General features: G+C 70.0%; 18 protein-coding genes. 8 read left to right on the top strand and 10 right to left on the bottom strand.

Annotated elements, in window-relative coordinates:
* Positions 1-298: 298 nt before the first annotated feature.
* The 7 genes from arsA to JWS13_RS03265 are packed head-to-tail and all read right to left on the bottom strand — an operon-like array spanning position 299 to position 5,605.
* Positions 299-2,068, bottom strand: coding sequence for an arsenical pump-driving ATPase (gene arsA / locus JWS13_RS03235; protein ID WP_206004452.1), 1,770 nt, complete (start codon positions 2,066-2,068; stop codon positions 299-301).
* Positions 2,069-2,083: 15 nt separating this feature from the next.
* Positions 2,084-2,500, bottom strand: coding sequence for an arsenite efflux transporter metallochaperone ArsD (gene arsD / locus JWS13_RS03240; protein WP_206004453.1), 417 nt, complete (start codon positions 2,498-2,500; stop codon positions 2,084-2,086).
* 18 nt (positions 2,501-2,518) lie between these two features.
* Positions 2,519-2,935 carry an arsenate-mycothiol transferase ArsC gene (locus JWS13_RS03245; RefSeq protein WP_206004454.1) on the bottom strand — a complete coding sequence of 139 codons (417 nt, stop codon included), beginning with the start codon at positions 2,933-2,935 and terminating at the stop codon, positions 2,519-2,521.
* A 14-nt stretch (positions 2,936-2,949) separates the two neighbouring features.
* A complete protein-coding gene (locus tag JWS13_RS03250) occupies positions 2,950-3,360 on the bottom strand; it encodes an arsenate reductase ArsC (protein ID WP_206004455.1) in 411 nt (136 codons plus the stop codon).
* Between the two features lie 57 nt (positions 3,361-3,417).
* Positions 3,418-4,101: an arsenate reductase ArsC gene (locus tag JWS13_RS03255; RefSeq protein ID WP_206004456.1), complete on the bottom strand. Its 684-nt coding sequence runs from the start codon at positions 4,099-4,101 to the stop codon at positions 3,418-3,420.
* A complete protein-coding gene (gene arsB / locus JWS13_RS03260) occupies positions 4,101-5,213 on the bottom strand; it encodes an ACR3 family arsenite efflux transporter (RefSeq protein ID WP_206004457.1) in 1,113 nt (370 codons plus the stop codon). Before arsB ends, JWS13_RS03255 begins: the two co-directional genes overlap by 1 nt.
* On the bottom strand, positions 5,210-5,605 hold the full coding sequence (locus JWS13_RS03265; RefSeq protein WP_206004458.1) for an ArsR/SmtB family transcription factor: 396 nt from the start codon (positions 5,603-5,605) through the stop codon (positions 5,210-5,212). Before JWS13_RS03265 ends, arsB begins: the two co-directional genes overlap by 4 nt.
* A 121-nt stretch (positions 5,606-5,726) precedes the next feature.
* Here JWS13_RS03265 and JWS13_RS03270 point away from each other — a divergent pair, with 121 nt between their 5' ends.
* Positions 5,727-6,131: a MerR family transcriptional regulator gene (locus tag JWS13_RS03270; protein ID WP_206004459.1), complete on the top strand. Its 405-nt coding sequence runs from the start codon at positions 5,727-5,729 to the stop codon at positions 6,129-6,131.
* Positions 6,128-7,132 (top strand): alkylmercury lyase family protein, encoded by a 1,005-nt coding sequence (locus JWS13_RS03275; protein ID WP_206004460.1) that lies wholly within the window; start codon positions 6,128-6,130, stop codon positions 7,130-7,132. The genes JWS13_RS03270 and JWS13_RS03275 overlap by 4 nt, the downstream gene beginning before the upstream one ends.
* A 22-nt stretch (positions 7,133-7,154) precedes the next feature.
* On the opposite strand, the gene JWS13_RS03280 is transcribed toward JWS13_RS03275, so the two are convergent.
* Complete coding sequence (locus tag JWS13_RS03280; protein ID WP_206004461.1) at positions 7,155-7,685, bottom strand: DinB family protein; 531 nt, start codon at positions 7,683-7,685, stop codon at positions 7,155-7,157.
* Between the two features lie 157 nt (positions 7,686-7,842).
* On the opposite strand from JWS13_RS03280, the gene JWS13_RS03285 reads away from it, so the two are divergent.
* The 3 genes from JWS13_RS03285 to JWS13_RS03295 all read left to right on the top strand — a co-directional run bounded on the left by JWS13_RS03285 (position 7,843) and on the right by JWS13_RS03295 (position 10,758).
* On the top strand, positions 7,843-9,222 hold the full coding sequence (locus JWS13_RS03285) for an MBL fold metallo-hydrolase (protein WP_206004462.1): 1,380 nt from the start codon (positions 7,843-7,845) through the stop codon (positions 9,220-9,222).
* Positions 9,223-9,613: 391 nt separating this feature from the next.
* Positions 9,614-10,390 carry a sulfite exporter TauE/SafE family protein gene (locus JWS13_RS03290; RefSeq protein WP_206004463.1) on the top strand — a complete coding sequence of 259 codons (777 nt, stop codon included), beginning with the start codon at positions 9,614-9,616 and terminating at the stop codon, positions 10,388-10,390.
* Positions 10,391-10,488: 98 nt separating this feature from the next.
* Positions 10,489-10,758 (top strand): metal-sensitive transcriptional regulator, encoded by a 270-nt coding sequence (locus JWS13_RS03295; RefSeq protein ID WP_185730715.1) that lies wholly within the window; start codon positions 10,489-10,491, stop codon positions 10,756-10,758.
* Positions 10,759-11,186: 428 nt separating this feature from the next.
* Here the strand turns inward: JWS13_RS03295 and JWS13_RS45360 are convergent, their stop codons facing one another.
* Both JWS13_RS45360 and JWS13_RS03300 read right to left on the bottom strand, forming a co-directional pair.
* The gene (locus JWS13_RS45360) at positions 11,187-11,402 is read right to left on the bottom strand and encodes a hypothetical protein (RefSeq protein ID WP_241032046.1); all 216 of its coding nucleotides are present in this window, start codon (positions 11,400-11,402) and stop codon (positions 11,187-11,189) included.
* Positions 11,399-12,589, bottom strand: a complete 1,191-nt coding sequence (locus tag JWS13_RS03300; protein WP_241032047.1) for an MFS transporter — start codon at positions 12,587-12,589, stop codon at positions 11,399-11,401. Before JWS13_RS03300 ends, JWS13_RS45360 begins: the two co-directional genes overlap by 4 nt.
* Before the next feature lie 85 nt (positions 12,590-12,674).
* On the opposite strand from JWS13_RS03300, the gene JWS13_RS03305 reads away from it, so the two are divergent.
* The 3 genes from JWS13_RS03305 to JWS13_RS03315 are packed head-to-tail and all read left to right on the top strand — an operon-like array spanning position 12,675 to position 15,528.
* A complete protein-coding gene (locus JWS13_RS03305) occupies positions 12,675-13,058 on the top strand; it encodes an ArsR/SmtB family transcription factor (protein WP_206004464.1) in 384 nt (127 codons plus the stop codon).
* Positions 13,055-15,010, top strand: coding sequence for a heavy metal translocating P-type ATPase (locus JWS13_RS03310; protein ID WP_206004465.1), 1,956 nt, complete (start codon positions 13,055-13,057; stop codon positions 15,008-15,010). Before JWS13_RS03305 ends, JWS13_RS03310 begins: the two co-directional genes overlap by 4 nt.
* Positions 15,007-15,528, top strand: coding sequence for a signal peptidase II (locus tag JWS13_RS03315; protein WP_206004466.1), 522 nt, complete (start codon positions 15,007-15,009; stop codon positions 15,526-15,528). Before JWS13_RS03310 ends, JWS13_RS03315 begins: the two co-directional genes overlap by 4 nt.
* Position 15,529: the final 1 nt, after the last annotated feature.

Genomic DNA, 15,529 nt, shown 5'->3' on the forward strand with positions numbered 1-15,529 from the left:
GGCTCACAGCGCTGTTCGCCGTGCGGCCCGGCGCGCGAGAGGCGCATGTGAGCCGCCGGGACAGCCTCCACTCGACCCCCGGACTCGACCGGTCGTGGACACAATCCATGACGCAGATATCCAGGTCAGTGATGCCACCGCCGCAGCGACTGAAGATATCGATCGATCTCGGACACGAGGAAAGGCCCACCAGAGCAGGAATCCCAGTAGCCGCGGTAGCGGGGATAGTGAAGAGCGTCATCAGGAGGCAGCCTGACAACAAGAGTGTCGGCACGAGTCGGCCGACATCGCAGGCGGGTCAGGTCGCCGTCGGCAAGAATTCCTCAGCATCGACTAACGCGGTCAGCGCCGCTGCGCCGACCGGCTCGGTGGGCTGCATCGGAACGACCGTGACCCGCGGATGCGCGGCGATGACGGTGTCGATTTCCGGTTGCTCCGCACCGGCCCGCTGACGGAGCAGGTCGGAGGTCGGGTGGGCAGCCGAGAGGGAATTGTTGATTACCCATGCCCACGGCGCTATGCCGGCGCGCTGCAGATCGGCCTGCAACCCTTCGGCTTCGAGGCGGGGGGTGGTTTCGGCGAGGGTGACCAGCAGAACCTTCGTCTCCTCCGGGTTCTGCAACCGCATCAACGGAGTCGTGAAATTCGTGCTGTCGCCCATCTGCCGGGCGATCTCCCGGTGATACGACCCGGTGGCATCCAGGAGGAGCAGGGTGTGGCCGGTGGGGGCGGTGTCGACGACCACGAACTTCCTCCGTGATTCGTGGATGATCCGGGAGAACGCCTGGAAGACGGCGACCTCCTCGGTGCACGGGGAAGCCAGGTCCTCGGCGAGGGTGGCGCGGCCCTGCTCGTCGAGGGCGGCGCCCTTGGTGGCCAGCACCCGCTGCCGGTACGCGTCGGTGGCCTCGGCCGGGTCGATCCGCGAGACCTGCAGGCCCGCGAGGTGCCCGTCGAGGGTGTCGGTCAGGTGGGCGGCGGGGTCGGTGGTGGTCAGATGCACCTCATACCCGCGCTTCGCGAGGGCGACAGCGATCGCGGCGGCGAGGGTGGTCTTGCCGACCCCACCCTTACCCATACACATGATCAACCCGTGCCCGTCGTCGGCGAGTTCGTCAACCAGAGCGGACAGCGGCGCCGCCGGCACGGTCACCTCGGGAGCCGGAACCGTCGGTGCGGCTGCGCTGTTCGGGGTGAGCAGGGTGTCGAGGGCGGCGATGCCGACCATGTTGGTGGCCTTGAGCTCGACCAGGTCGAGCGGCAGCCCGGCCAGGTCGGCGGGAAGGGCGGCGAGCGCGGCCTGCTCCCGCTGGTAAATGGCGGCGGCCAGCTCGTCCCCGGGCTCAGGGGTGGGCAAGACACCGTTGATCACCACGTGTTGGCGGGTGAGCCCGATGTCGGCGAGTTCGGTGTGGGTGCGGGCGATCTCGGCGAGCGGGGACCGCTGCGCCCGAGCGACCAGCACCAGGCGGGTCCGCTGCGGGTCGGCGAGGGCCGCGACCGCGTCCGCGTAGATGCTGCGCTGCTTCTCGAGCCCGGACATCGGGCCCAGGCAGGAGGCGTCGCCCTTGCCGTCGTTGAGGAAGTCGGTCCACGATCCGGGCAGTTGCAGCAGCCGGATGGTGTGCCCGGTGGGGGCGGTGTCGAAGAGCACGTGGTCGAACCCGGCGACGGTGTCGTGGTCGGTGAGCAGGGCGGTGAACTCGTTGAACGAGGCGATCTCGGTGGTGCAGGACCCGGACAGCTGCTCGGTGATCGACGCCAGTTCCTTCTCCGGCAACAGCCCCCGCACCGGTCCGATGATCCGTTCCCGGTAGGTGTCGGCGGCCTGCTCGGGGTCGATCTCCAAGGCCGACAGGCCCGGAACGGTGAGGACGTCGGTGATGGTGTTGCCGATGGTCAGCCCGAACACCTGCCCGACGTTGGAGGCCGGGTCGGTGCTCACCAGCAGCACCTGTCTCCCGGCGCGGGCGAGGTGGATCGCGGTGGCGCAGGCGATGGAGGTCTTCCCGGCCCCGCCCTTACCGGTGAAGAACAGGAAGCGGGGCGGGGCGAAAAGAAACTTCATAACAGGCAAAGCCTTTCAGCAGCAGCTGGTGCCGCTGGTGTCGGTGGGGGTGCAGCAGGATCCGGCGTCGGTGGTGTCGGTGAGTCCGAGCATCTGGATCCCGGCCGGTGCGACTGTGGCAGGGGCCTCGGTAAGTCCGGCCCACTTGGCGAGCTGGGCGCGGTCCGGGTAACGGCCGGTCTGCGCGGTCACCCCGTCCACCAGCACCAGCGGGAGGCCTTCGGATCCGGAGACCTGAAGGAACGCCGTGACCGGTTCGCGCTCGGCGAACGCGAGCGGTTCGCTGGCCAGGTTGAATCGGGCGATGTCCCCGCCCTGACCGCGGACCCAGTCCATGTCGGCGGAGAAGGTGACCAACGCCTGGTCGACGTCGTCACCGCAGACGCCGGTGTTGCAGCACAGGGCGGGTTCGAAAACTTCAATGGTGGACACGGTTGCTCCTCGGGCGGTTCAGGATTCGGTGGTGGTCAGCTGGTCGGCGAGCCGGGTGACGCGGGCGGCGATGTCGTCGCGGACCAGCCGCATCCGCTCGATGCCGTCGATGCCGCGCTCGGACGGCTCATCGGTGTCCCAGTTCTCGAACCGGGTGCCGTCCACCGGGTCGACGTGCGCTTCGCGGCCGAGGGTGACCACCAGGTCGACGTCGCGGACCAGTTGCGGGTCGATCAGCGTCGGGGTCTGCCCGGTGATGTCGACCCCGACCTCGAGCAGCGATTCGGCGGAGAGGGCGTTGACGGCGGTGCCTGGTTTGGTGCCGGCGGAGTACACATCGACGGATTCGCCGGCTGCTTTGCGCATCAGCCCGGCGGCCATTTGGGACTTGCCGCCGTTCTTCACGCACACGAACAACACGGAGGGCTTACTCATGGTGGTCACCCGGTTCAGGCGGTGGCGGGGACGAGTTCGGCGATCAGCGCCTCGACCTTGGCCTTGATCTCGTCACGGATCGGGCGCACCGCGTCGACGCCCTGACCGGCCGGATCCTCGAGGACCCAATCCCGGTAGCTCTTGCCGGGGAAGACCGGGCAGGTGTCACCGCAACCCATGGTGATGACCACGTCGGAGGCCTGCACCGCGTCGACGGTGAGAATCTTCGGGGACTCGGCGCTGATGTCGATGCCGATCTCGGCCATCGCCTCGACGGCGGCCGGGTTCACCTGATCGGCCGGGGCGGATCCGGCGGAGCGGACCTCGATCCGATCACCGGCGAGGTGGGTGAGGAATCCGGCGGCCATCTGGGAGCGGCCGGCGTTATGGACGCAGACGAACAACACGCTCAGGGTGGTGGACATGAACGGAGGTCCTTTCGGGGGAACGAGAACGGAAGCGGTGGGGTCCGGCCGGTTCGGTCAGGCCGGGACGGTGGTGAGCTCGCGCAGCAGCGCCCGCACCCGGGCGTCGAGATCGTCGCGGATCACCCGCACCGCCTCGATCGGTTGGCCTTCGGGGTCGTCGAGGGCCCAGTCCAGGTACCGCTTGCCGGGGTAGACCGCGCAGGCGTCGCCGCAGCCCATCGACACCACCACGTCCGCGGCGGCGACGACGTCGTCGGTCAGCGGCTTGGGGTACTCGGCGCCCAGGTCCAGGCCAATCTCGGTCATCGCCTCGGCCACGGTCGGGTTGATCGCGTGGATCGGCGCCGAGCCCGCGGAACGGACGTGCACCCGCCCCTGCGCGTGGTGATCGAGCAGGGCGGCGGCCATCTGGGAGCGGCCGGCGTTGTGGACACAGACGAACAGCACCTCGGGCACATCCTTCGGTGCCGCACCGCGGGATTGGGCCAGGGCGGTGAGCCGGTCGGCGGCGAACCGGCCCGCCAAGGTGGTCAGGTGCGTGTGCACCCTCGCGGTGCGCCGCAGCGCGGTGTAGGACTCGAAGACGTACCGCTCCACCGTCTGCGGGGAGAACACCCCGGTGTACTTCCCGGCCAGTTCCTCCGCGGTGCGGGACAGGACCGCCTGCGGCATCAACAGTTCCGGCTGCGCCCGATGGACCTGGGAGCGCAGTTCCTCATCGAGCGGGTTCTCGGACATCAGGACTCCTTCGTCACAGATGCGGATGCGGGGGTGTCAGTGAAACCAGCGGAATGGGTGAACCGTGTGCGCAGCGCCAGGGACACGTAGACCAGCCCGACGAGGACGGGGACCTCGATCAGCGGGCCGACGACACCGGCCAACGCCTGCCCGGACGTGGCGCCGTAGGTAGCGATCGCGACGGCGATGGCGAGTTCGAAGTTGTTGCCCGCGGCGGTGAACGCCAACGTGGTGGTGCGCTCGTAACCCAGACCCATGACGGCGCCGAGGAGGTAGCCGCCGCCCCACATGATCGCGAAGTACGCCAGCAACGGGATCGCGATGCGGACAACGTCGAGCGGCCGGGAGGTGATCTGCTCACCCTGCAGCGCGAACAGGATCACGATGGTGAACAGCAGCCCATAGAGCGCCCAGGGCCCGATCCGGGGAATGAACTTCGTCTCGTACCAGGCGCGCCCCCTGGCCTTTTCGCCGAAGCGACGAGTCAGGTAGCCGGCGAGCAGCGGGATGCCGAGGAAGATCAGCACCGACTTCGCGATCTGCCACGGCGAGGTGTCGATCGTGGTCTGCTCGAGACCGAGCCACCCGGGCAGAACCGAGAGGTAGAACCAGCCGAGGACGGCGAACATGATCACCTGGAACACCGAGTTGATCGCGACCAGCACGGCCGCGGCCTCCCGGTCGCCGCAGGCGAGGTCGTTCCAGATGATCACCATGGCGATGCACCGGGCGAGGCCGACGATGATCAGCCCGGTGCGGTACTCGGGCAGATCCGGCAGCAGCAGCCAGGCCAGGGCGAACATCAGCGCCGGACCGAGCACCCAGTTCAACACCAGTGAGCCGATGAGGAGTGTGCGATCACCGGTGACGGTGTCGAGCCGGTCGTAGCGGACCTTCGCCAGCACCGGGTACATCATGATCAGCAGGCCGAGGGCGATCGGCAGTGAGATGCCGTCGATCTCGACGGCGGACAGGGTGTCGCCGAGCCCGGAGATCATCCGGCCGAGGAGCAGGCCGGCGACCATGGCGACGCCGATCCACACCGGCAGGAACCGGTCGAGGGTGGAGAGCTTGCCGACAACCGCTGGGTGTTCGGTGGTGGTCTCGCTCATGCCGGGACCTCCGTCTCGGCGCAGGCTGCGCTCGCGGTCAGCGTCGGGGTGCCTTCGACGAGGAGGACGGCGGACAGTTGTTGCAGCGCCGACGGGATGACCCAGTAGTAGACCCAGGTGCCGCGGCGTTCGCAGTCGAGCAGCCCGGCCTGACGCAGCACCTTCAGGTGATGGGAGATCGTCGGCTGGGACAGGTCGATCGTGGCGGAGATGTCGCACACGCAGGCCTCGCCGCCGGCGTGGGAGGCGATCAGCGACAGCAGGCGCAGGCGGACCGGGTCACCGAGTGCCTTGAACATCCGGGCGAGATCCCCGGCCCAGTCCTCGGTCAGGGGTTCGCGTGCCAGGGGTGAGCAGCAGGCACCGCTCTCCGCCTCGTCTTGTTTCGACATATGTCGATATTGACAGACTTCAAATCAGGGTGCAAACGAACATCCGGTGAACGGCGAGGCCGACGTCAGGCCTGTGTGCGGACTTGACTCGGTAGTGGGGTACGGGGTTGAGAATGGCGGCATGCGTAGCAGTGAGGTCGCCGCTGTCACCGGGGTGAATGTGCAGACGCTGCGGTACTACGAGCGCCGCGGCCTGTTGGCGCCGCCGCCGCGGTCGCCGGCCGGGTATCGGGCGTATCCGGCCGACGCCGTGGCGGTGGTCCGATTCGTCAAACGGGCTCAGGGGCACGGGTTCAGCCTCGACGAGATCGAGGACCTGTTGCATCTGGCCGAGGGCGGACCGGAGGACTGCGACACGGCGCGAGAACTCGCCGAGGCCAAGCTGGTGCAGCTGGCCGAGAAGATCGCCGACCTGCAGCGCATGCAGCGGTCCCTCACCGATCTCGTCGCCACCTGCGAGCGGCCACGCACCGACCGGTGCTGCCCCCTGCTGCACACCCTGCACACCGAAGGAGAGGACCGATGAGGCTGGAAATCCTGCAGGTTCCGGGTTGCCCCCACGTGGCGTTGCTCGAGCATCGGCTCGAGAATGTTCTGGCCGATCGGCGGCTCGAGGTAAGAATCTCGCATCGGGTGATCGATGACCCGGCGGACGCCGCCGACGCCGGCATGACCGGCTCACCCACCCTGCTCGTCGACGGCGCGGACCCCTTCGCAGTACCCGGGCTGGTGCCGAGTGTGTCCTGTCGGCTCTATCCCGCCGAGGGTGGCGGGGTCGGGGGCGCCCCGTCGGTCGCGGCGTTGCGGCAGGCGCTGCACACGGCGGCGGCCGACACGGTGGACGAGCCCGCCGATGGCCGAGGCAACTGCTGCTCGGCGGGTACTGCGGCGGAATCGCCGCTGGCCGGGTTGGGCGAGTGGCGCGATGCGGCGCGGCCGCAGACTCCGGCCGAGCGGGCGGTCCATCACGCCATTCTGCGGGCGTTCGCCAATCGCGGCGAAGCGGCCGAGGAAGCTGAACTGGACTCGGTGGCAGCTGAATTCGGTGAGCCAGGTCGGCGGGTCCTGGACCGGTTGCACGCTGCGGACGTGATCCGGCTCGATCCGGCCGGGCGGATCGCCTCGGCGTATCCGTTCTCCCCCTCGCCGACGCCGCACCGGGTGCGCATCGGGGGCGGGGCGGTCGTGTACGCGATGTGCGCGGTGGATGCGCTGGGGATGTCCGCGATGCTCGGCGTAGGGGTGGTGATCGAATCGGCCGATCCGGTGACCGGTGGGCGCATCACCGTGACCGTGCACGGCGAGAGCGCCGTGGCGACCCCGGCCACCGTGGTGGTGTTCGTCGGCGCCGAGGCCGGCCACGGCCCCTCCGCGGAGACCTGCTGCACCAGCTTGAACTTCTTCACCGACCACGCCACCGCCCGGTCGTGGGCCGACGAGCATCCGCAGGTCGGCGGCATCGTCGTCGACCTGGCAGACGCCACCCGGCTCGGGGCGACGATCTTCGGCGGGACGCTCACCACCTGACCCCCGGGGTGAAGGAGGCGTCTCAGCCGAGGGTGAGCTGGTGGCGGTGGAAGTCGAAGTGTTTGCCCGGGTACCGGTACACCTGTTCGAGGGTCATGGTCTCGGTGAAGAACGGATCCCAGCGCACCGGGAATGCCATGCTGCGCCGCAGGTTCGCATCCGTTTCGCGGGCCAGGGAGCGTTGCAGCGCGGCGATGACGCGGTCACACTGGCGGCCCATCCGGCGGCGGTTGAACACGGTCGCCGCCGCGCACGAGCCGAGGTAGTTGACCTGATGGAACAGCGGTGTCCCGGCGTCCAGAACGCGCGCGAACCCGCGGCCGACCCGGTCGGGCAGCCGGGAGAACACCCGGACCAGCACCAGCAGCCGGCGCACCACCATGTAGCCGAACACCATGTGGAACAGCAGCTGTTCGTTGGTCCAGCGGGTGCCGTTCGAACGGCGATCGAAATCCCCCGGTGAGGCGCTGCCCAGGAGTTCGTGCAGCGACCGCCGGGCGCGTTCGAGATCGGCGGCGATCTCTGGACGATCGACCGGCCCCTGATCGGCCATGGCGACCTCCTTGCCCGCGGTTGCCTATCCAGTCTGCCGCGGAAGTCGCCGCGGCACCCACGCCTGTTAGATACCCCACGGGGTACTTGCATACCCCAGGGGGTATCAGGCAACCTGGTCGTATCGCAGGTGAAATTCCCTGGCAGGAGGAGACCGGATGATTCTCGAGCAGTACTACATCGAATGCCTTTCGCACGCGTCGTACCTGATCGGCGACGAAGCGACGGGTCGGGCGGTCGTGGTCGATCCACGCCGGGACGTCACCGAGTACCTCGACGACGCGCGCCGGTACGGGTTGACCATCGAGGGCGTGATCAACACCCACTTCCACGCGGACTTCGTCTCCGGCCACCTGGAGTTGCTGGAGGCGACCGGCGGCTGGATCGGCTTCGGGGAGGCGGCGCAGACCGAGTATCCGATCCGCCGGTTGGCGCACGGCGGGCATCTTTCGCTGGGCGAGGTCGAGCTCGAGGTCCTGGCCACCCCGGGGCATACCTGGGAGTCGATCAGCCTGCTGGTGCGCGAGACCCCGGGCGCGGTCCCGACCGCGGTGCTGACCGGGGATTCGCTGTTCATCGGCGATGTCGGCCGCCCGGACCTGGCCAATCTCGGGGGCGGCAGCACCACCGACCTGGCCCGGGCGATGTACCGCACCATTCATCGGGTGCTGTTACCGCTGCCGGATGCGGTGACGGTGCTGCCCGCGCACGGCGCCGGGTCGTCCTGCGGGAAGAATCTGTCGGCGGAGCTGACCTCGACCATCGGGGAGCAGCGCCGCACCAATCCGTCGGTGCAGTCGATGAGCGAAGCGGATTTCGTCGCCCTGATCACCGACGGCCAACCGGCGGCGCCGGCGTACTTCGCGGTCGATGCCGCCCTGAACAAGGTCGCCCGCCCGGTCCTCGATCAGCACCGCCGGGTTCCCGCGGTGACCGCGGCCAAGCTGCGTGCCGCGCTCACGGCCGGGGTCCGGGTGCTTGATGCCCGCAGCGTCGCCGATTTCACCGCCGCGCACCTGCGCGGATCGGTGAACGTCGGGTTCGACGGCCGGTTCGCCGAAACCGGTGGGATGGTCGCCGACATCGGTGAGGACATCGTGCTGATCACCTACCCCGGGCAGGAGCAGGATGCGGCCATGCGGCTGGCCCGCATCGGCTCCGACGCGGTGATCGGCTACTTCAACACCGCCGCCGACGGGACGTTCCCGGGTGGGCTGGCCGATCTCGTCCGGACAGCGCCGCGGACCACCGTCACCGAACTCGACAGCCTGCTGGCCGACGGCGCGATCACGTTGATCGACATCCGCAATCCCGGCGAACGCGACTTCGGTGTGATTCCGGGATCGGTGCCGATCCCGTTGCCGCAGCTGCGCTCCCGCGTCGGCGACCTGCCGGGCGACAAGCCGATTGTGGTGCACTGCGCCGGCGGCTGGCGGTCGAGCGTCGCCGCGTCCCTGCTGCGCGCCCAGGGGATCGAGCAGGTCAGCGACCTCGTCGGCGGCTACAACGCCTGGGCCGACCAGTCGATGCCGGCCTGACCGTCTCCGCTCTCCCGCACACCCGATGTGCCCGGCGCCCGAACCCGGCGGCGGCTGCCGCGGTGTCGGAAGCGGCTGCGCCGCACAGAATTTCCCCGGTCACCGCCGGGGTTACACCAACACCTTTGATTACCAGGAGGACTGATCATGTGTTATCCCGTCGCGTGCCGCCGGTGCGGAAAAACGACCTGGGGCGGCTGCGGCCGGCATGTCGACGACGTCATGAAGTCGGTGCCGGCATCCGAGTCCTGCTCGTGTGCGCCGGTGTCCGAGCCCGCGCCGCGGTCCGGGTTCTTCGGCTCCCTCTTCCGCCGCTGACCCCGGCGAACCCGCCCCGCACCGACCGGCGGCGAGCGCACGAGATGCCGGTCCGAGGTCCGAGGGGGATCCGGTGACGATTCTGCTGGCCCTGACGCTCGGGGCCGTGATCGGGATCCTGCTCGGGCTCCTCGGTGGCGGTGGGTCGATCCTTGCCGTCCCGGGCCTGGTGTACGGGCTCGGGATTCCGCTCGAGCAGGCGGTGCCGATGTCGCTGCTCGTGATCGGCGTCGCCTCGCTGTTCGGGGCCGTGCCGAAGATCCGGGCGGGGCAGATCCAGTGGCGGGTCATGGCGGTCTTCGCGGTCACCGGTGTCGCGGCCGCCTTCGCGGGCAGTGCGGTGAACCGGCTGCTGCCGCCCGCGGTCACGATGGGAGGGTTCGCGGTGGTGATGATCGCCTCCGCGATCCGGATGCTGTCGAGCACCGAGAGCGTCGGGACCGCCTGCCGCGCGGACGGCGCCTCGGCCATCGACTGGCGCCGGTGCACGTCCCGCTCCGTCCCGGCGGGCCTCGGTGTCGGCTTTCTGACCGGGCTGTTCGGGGTGGGCGGTGGTTTCCTCATCATCCCCGCCCTGGTCCTGCTGCTCGGGGTGCAGATGGCCGTCGCGGTGGGGACCTCACTGTTGATCGTCGCCGTGAACTCCGGGGCGGGGCTTTTCGCCTACCTCGGTCATCTGCGCCTGGACTGGGCGCTGGTGGCGGTGTTCAGCGTGACCGCCGTCGGTGGGTCGCTTCTCGCGGGCCGGTACGGCGGGCACGTCGACAAGGCCCGGTTGCAGCGGTGGTTCGCCGTCCTGATCGTCGCGGTGGCCGGTCTCGTCCTGATCGAGGTGCTCGTGCTGCGCTGACCCGCACTCGCGAGCGGCCGGCGCGGCCACGCACTCCACACTCGTATACCCCGGGGGGTAGCCTGGGGCAGGTTATTTCTTTCATGGAAGGATTCGTCATGGTCGGTGACGACGACAGTGTTGCATTGGTGCTCAACAGGCTTCGGCGGGCGCACGGACAGCTCGCGGGGGTGATCTCGATGATCGAGCAGGGCCGTGACTGCAAGGATGTGGTCACCCAGCTGGCCGCGGTGTCGCGGGCGCTGGACCGGGCCGGGTTCAAGATCGTCGCTTCCGGTCTGCGGGAGTGCCTGACCGGCAACACCGCCGAGAACACCGAGCCGATGACCGAAGCCGAACTCGAGAAGCTGTTTCTGGCGTTGGCCTGACCGGGCGCCGCGCACGGCGGGACCGATCACGATCGGGACCACTGCGATCGCTCGGCGTTCGGGGCGCGATAAGCGGCGTGTCAGCCCGCGGGTACGGGAGCCGGAGCAGGTTCGACCGGAGCCGGGGCAGGCGGAAGTTGCGCGGGATCAGCGACCGAAGGCATCGGGGCCACTGGTGCGTCGGCGTCGTTGTAGGTCTTGATGACCGTGGTGACGTCGACCGGGTCGCCCCACACACAGTGTCGGCGCGTCCGATGCCGGTGAGCTCGTTGAAGATCAGGGAGCCGTTCTCGAAGTCGGCGCGCCGGCCACCCGGATCGGTACTCGTCGGAGGTCGGCAGGCCGATTTCGCCGGTGTCGGCGCCGAGGTTCTGCCAGGTCTTGAAGATTTCGCCGAGGGGGTTGCGCGGCGGTGGTGGCGTGGCCCGTCAGGGGCGGGCGGGACCGATCGCCGTCGGCGCGTCGCGGCGGGGCAGGGCGGCCGCGGTCAGGGCCGCACCGGTGGCGGTGACGGCCGCGCTCACCAGCAGCACCGTGGTCAGGCCGTCCATGAATGCGTCGACCGGGGTGGCGGCGTGGTGCCCGGCGAGCAGGCTGCCGAGCACGGCGACGCCGAAGGCGCCGCCGACGTAGCGGAAGGTCATGGTGATCGCGATGCCGGTGCCGGACCGTTCGGGGGGCAGGACACCGAGGACGGCGTCGACGGCCGGGGCCAGTGCGCTCCGACGCCCGCCCCGGTGACGGCGAGCCAGGTGGCGGTCAGGGGGTAGCCTGTGGCCGCGTCGGTGGTGGCGCCGAGGGTCAGGCCGGCGGTGGTCAGGAGCAGTCCGCCGGCGACCGGGACGCGGACACCGCACAGCGCGGCGAGGCGCTCGCCGAGCGGTGCGCCCACCACGATGCCGCCGATGACCGGTAGCAACCGCAGTCCGGTGCCGAAGGCGTCGTAGCCGCCGACCAGGTGCAGGTACTGAGGAATCACGAACAGCAGGCCGAGCAGCGCGAAACTGGCCAGCGCGGCGGCGACGCTGCCCCAGACGAACAGTGGCTCACCGAACAGGGGCAGGTCGATGAGCGGGTGCCGGGTGTGTCGTTGCCACCAGACGAACACCGCCACCAGCGCGGCGCCCCCGGCCAGGGCGGCGACGGTGACCGGATCGGTCCAGCCCCGGGTGGGTGCCTCGATCACCCCGTAGACGGCGGCCACCAGCCCGGTGGTGGCCAGCACGGCACCGAGGACGTCGACCGGGCGCGGGTCCGGGTCCCGGAACTCGGGGATCAGCAACGCGGTGGCCACCAGCGCGGCCGCCGCGACCGGCACGTTGATCAGGAAGATCGACCCCCACCAGTAGTGGTCGAGCAGCCAGCCGCCGATCAGCGGGCCGAGCGGGATTCCGGCACCCATCGCGGCGATCACCACCGACAGCGCCTTCGCCCGCTCGCGGGCGTCGGGGAACAGCACCGGCAGCGTGGCCAGGGCGATCGGGGTGAGCACCGCGGCCCCCAGGCCCATCACCGCGCGGGCCGCGATCACCGGCCCCGCGGTGTGCGCCGCCGCCGCCACCAGCGAGCCGGCCGCGAACAGGGCCAGCCCGGCCAGCATCGACCGCCGGTGACCGTAGCGGTCGCCGAGCGCCCCGCACGGCAGCATCAGGCCGGCGAACACCAGCACGTAGGCGTTGACCATCCACTGCAGCTCCGCGGTGCCGGCACCGAGATCCGCGGCGATGGTGGGTAGCGCCACGTTGAGGATGGTGATGTCGAAGCCGAGGGTCAGGACCGCCAGCGTCAGCGGCAGCAACGCCCACCACCGGCGGCGTTCGGGTGCGCTCATGAGCCGCTCCTCCACCGATAAACCCGACGATGGCGATATCATCGCCGACAAGCGATGTAACTATCGAATACGTTATCATCGCCGTATGACGATTGATAGTGATGGGTGCCTGGTCTCCGGCACCGGCTCGACATTGGATGCGGCGGTGGCGTTGTTCCACAGCCTCTCCGACGGCACCCGGCTGGCGATCGTGCGCCGCCTCGCCGACGGGGAGGCCCGGGTGGCGGACCTGGTCGGGGAACTCGGGATGGCGCAGTCGACGGTGTCGGCGCACATGGCGTGCCTGCGGGACTGTGGTCTGGTGCAGGGCCGCCCTCAGGGCCGGCAGGTGTTCTACTCGCTGACCCGCCCGGAGCTGCTGGACCTGCTGGCGTCGGCGGAAACCCTGCTCGCCGCCACCGGGAACGCGGTGGCGCTGTGCCCGAACTACGGCACCGACGCCGGTACCGGCCCGGGGGTGACCGCATGAGCGACGCCTGCGGCTGCGGCCACGACGAACCCCGCCCCGAGGGCGAGGAGGAGCACGAACCGGAAAAGTTGTGGCAGATCACCGAGATCCGGGCCGCGGCCGCCGCCGGGGTGCTGCTTTTGGCCGGGTTGATCGTCGGCTGGGTCGGCGGACCCGATCCGGTGACGTTGGCGCTCGAAGCTCTCGCGTTGGCGGTCGCCGGCTACACCTTCGTCCCCTCCACCCTGAAGCGGCTGGCCAAGGGCAAGATCGGCGTCGGCACCCTGATGACGATCGCCGCGGTCGGCGCCGTGATCCTCGGCGAGGTCGGCGAGGCCGCGATGCTGGCGTTCCTCTTCGCGATCAGTGAGGGCCTCGAGGAGTACGCGGTCACCCGTACCCGCCGCGGCCTGCGCGCGCTGCTGTCCCTGGTCCCCGACACCGCCACCGTGATCCGCGACGGCCGTGAGCAGACGGTGTCACCGGCCGAGTTGGCGCTCGGGGAGATCATGATCGTCAAACCCGGGGAACGGATCGCCACCGACGGCACCATCCGGGCCGGCCGCACCGCGCTCGACACCTCGGCGATCACCGGCGAATCCGTGCCCGTCGAGGCCGGCCCCGGCGACGCGGTGTTCGCCGGCTCCATCAACGGCACCGGGGTGCTCGAGGTCGAGGTGACCGCGGGCGCCGAGGACAACTCGCTGGCCAAGATCGTGAAGATCGTCGAGGCCGAACAGTCCCGCAAGGGCGAGGCCCAGCGCCTCGCCGACACGATCGCCAAACCCCTGGTCCCGACGATCATGGTCGCCGCGACGATCATCGCCGCGGTGGGCAGCCTGCTCGGTGAGCCGCGGGTGTGGATCGAACGCGCGCTCGTCGTCCTCGTGGCCGCCTCCCCGTGCGCGCTGGCCATCGCCGTCCCGGTCACCGTCGTCGCCGCGATCGGCGCCGCCAGCAAACTCGGTGTCCTGGTCAAGGGCGGCGCCGCCCTCGAGGCCCTCGGCCGCATCCGCGGGATCGCGCTGGACAAGACCGGCACCCTCACCCGCAACAAGCCGGTCGTCATCGACGTCGCCACCACGAACGGTGCCACCCGCGCCGAGGTGCTCGCGGTGGCCGCGGCGCTCGAGGCGCGCAGCGAACACCCCCTCGCCGCCGCGATCCTCGCCGCCGTCGACGACTACGCCCCGGCCGAGGACGTGGAGTCCGTCACCAGCGCCGGCCTGACCGGGCGCCTGCACGGCGCCGCCGTCCGGCTCGGACGACCGGGGTGGATCGAGCCCGGCCCCCTGGCCGACCAGGTGGAGTGGATGCAGCACGCCGGAGCCACCGCCGTGCTCATCGAACGCGATCACCTGGTGCTCGGTGCCATCGCGGTCCGCGACGAGCTGCGCCCCGAGGCCGTCGAGGTCGTCGCCGGGCTACACCGCGACGGCTACCACGTGACGATGCTGACCGGCGACAACGAGCGCACCGCCCGCGCCCTGGCCGCGGAGGTCGGGATCGACGAGGTGCACGCGGACCTGCGTCCGGAGGACAAGGCCCGCATCATCGACGACCTGCAAGACCGGCGGTCGACGGCGATGGTCGGCGACGGTGTCAACGACGCCCCTGCCCTGGCGACCGCGGATCTCGGTATCGCGATGGGCGCGATGGGCACCGATGTGGCCATCGAAACCGCCGACGTCGCCCTGATGGGTGAGGACCTGCGGCACCTGCCGCAGGCCCTGGCGCACGCCCGCCGCTCACGCCGCATCATGCTGCAGAACGTCGGGTTGTCGCTGGCGATCATCACCGTCCTGATGCCGCTGGCCCTGTTCGGGGTCCTCGGCCTGGCCGCGGTGGTCCTGGTGCACGAGCTCGCCGAGATCGTGGTCATCGCCAACGGTGTCCGCGCCGGCCGCGCCCAGGCCCTCACCACCGGGTCGGTACCCGCCCCGGCGGCGGGGAAGGTCGAGGCCCGCACATGAGCGAGACAGCGGCCCGAGCGACCCGCATGGGTTGGTCGCGGCGGGTTCTCGTGGTCGTCGGTGTCGCGCTCGCCGCCGTCGCACTGCTGGTCGAACCCGTTGCGCGCCGCGAACTTTCCGATGATCGCACCGTCGACCTGGGATTGCTGCAACTGAAGTTGGCGTACAACAGCGGTGTCGCGTTCAGCGTCGGCGACCAGCTGCCGGCCGGGATCGTCCTCGTGGTCACCGCCACCATCACCCTCGGTGTCGGTATCTACGCGTGGCGCACCGTCCCCACCAGTTCGCTGGTGGGGGTGGTGGGTTTCTCGGCGATCATCGCCGGAGCGGCCGCCAATGTGATCGACCGCGCCGTCGACGGGAAGGTCACCGACTACTTCCACACCGGCTGGTGGCCCACCTTCAACGTCGCCGACACCTACCTCACCTGCGGTGTCGTGCTGCTCATCGCATCACTGCTCTGGGAGTCCGCCCACGCCCCCGCCGATCCCACGCCCGCGAAGGAGAGTGCGACGTGAC

This window comes from Rhodococcus pseudokoreensis (assembly GCF_017068395.1).
Lineage (GTDB): Bacteria > Actinomycetota > Actinomycetes > Mycobacteriales > Mycobacteriaceae > Rhodococcus_F > Rhodococcus_F pseudokoreensis.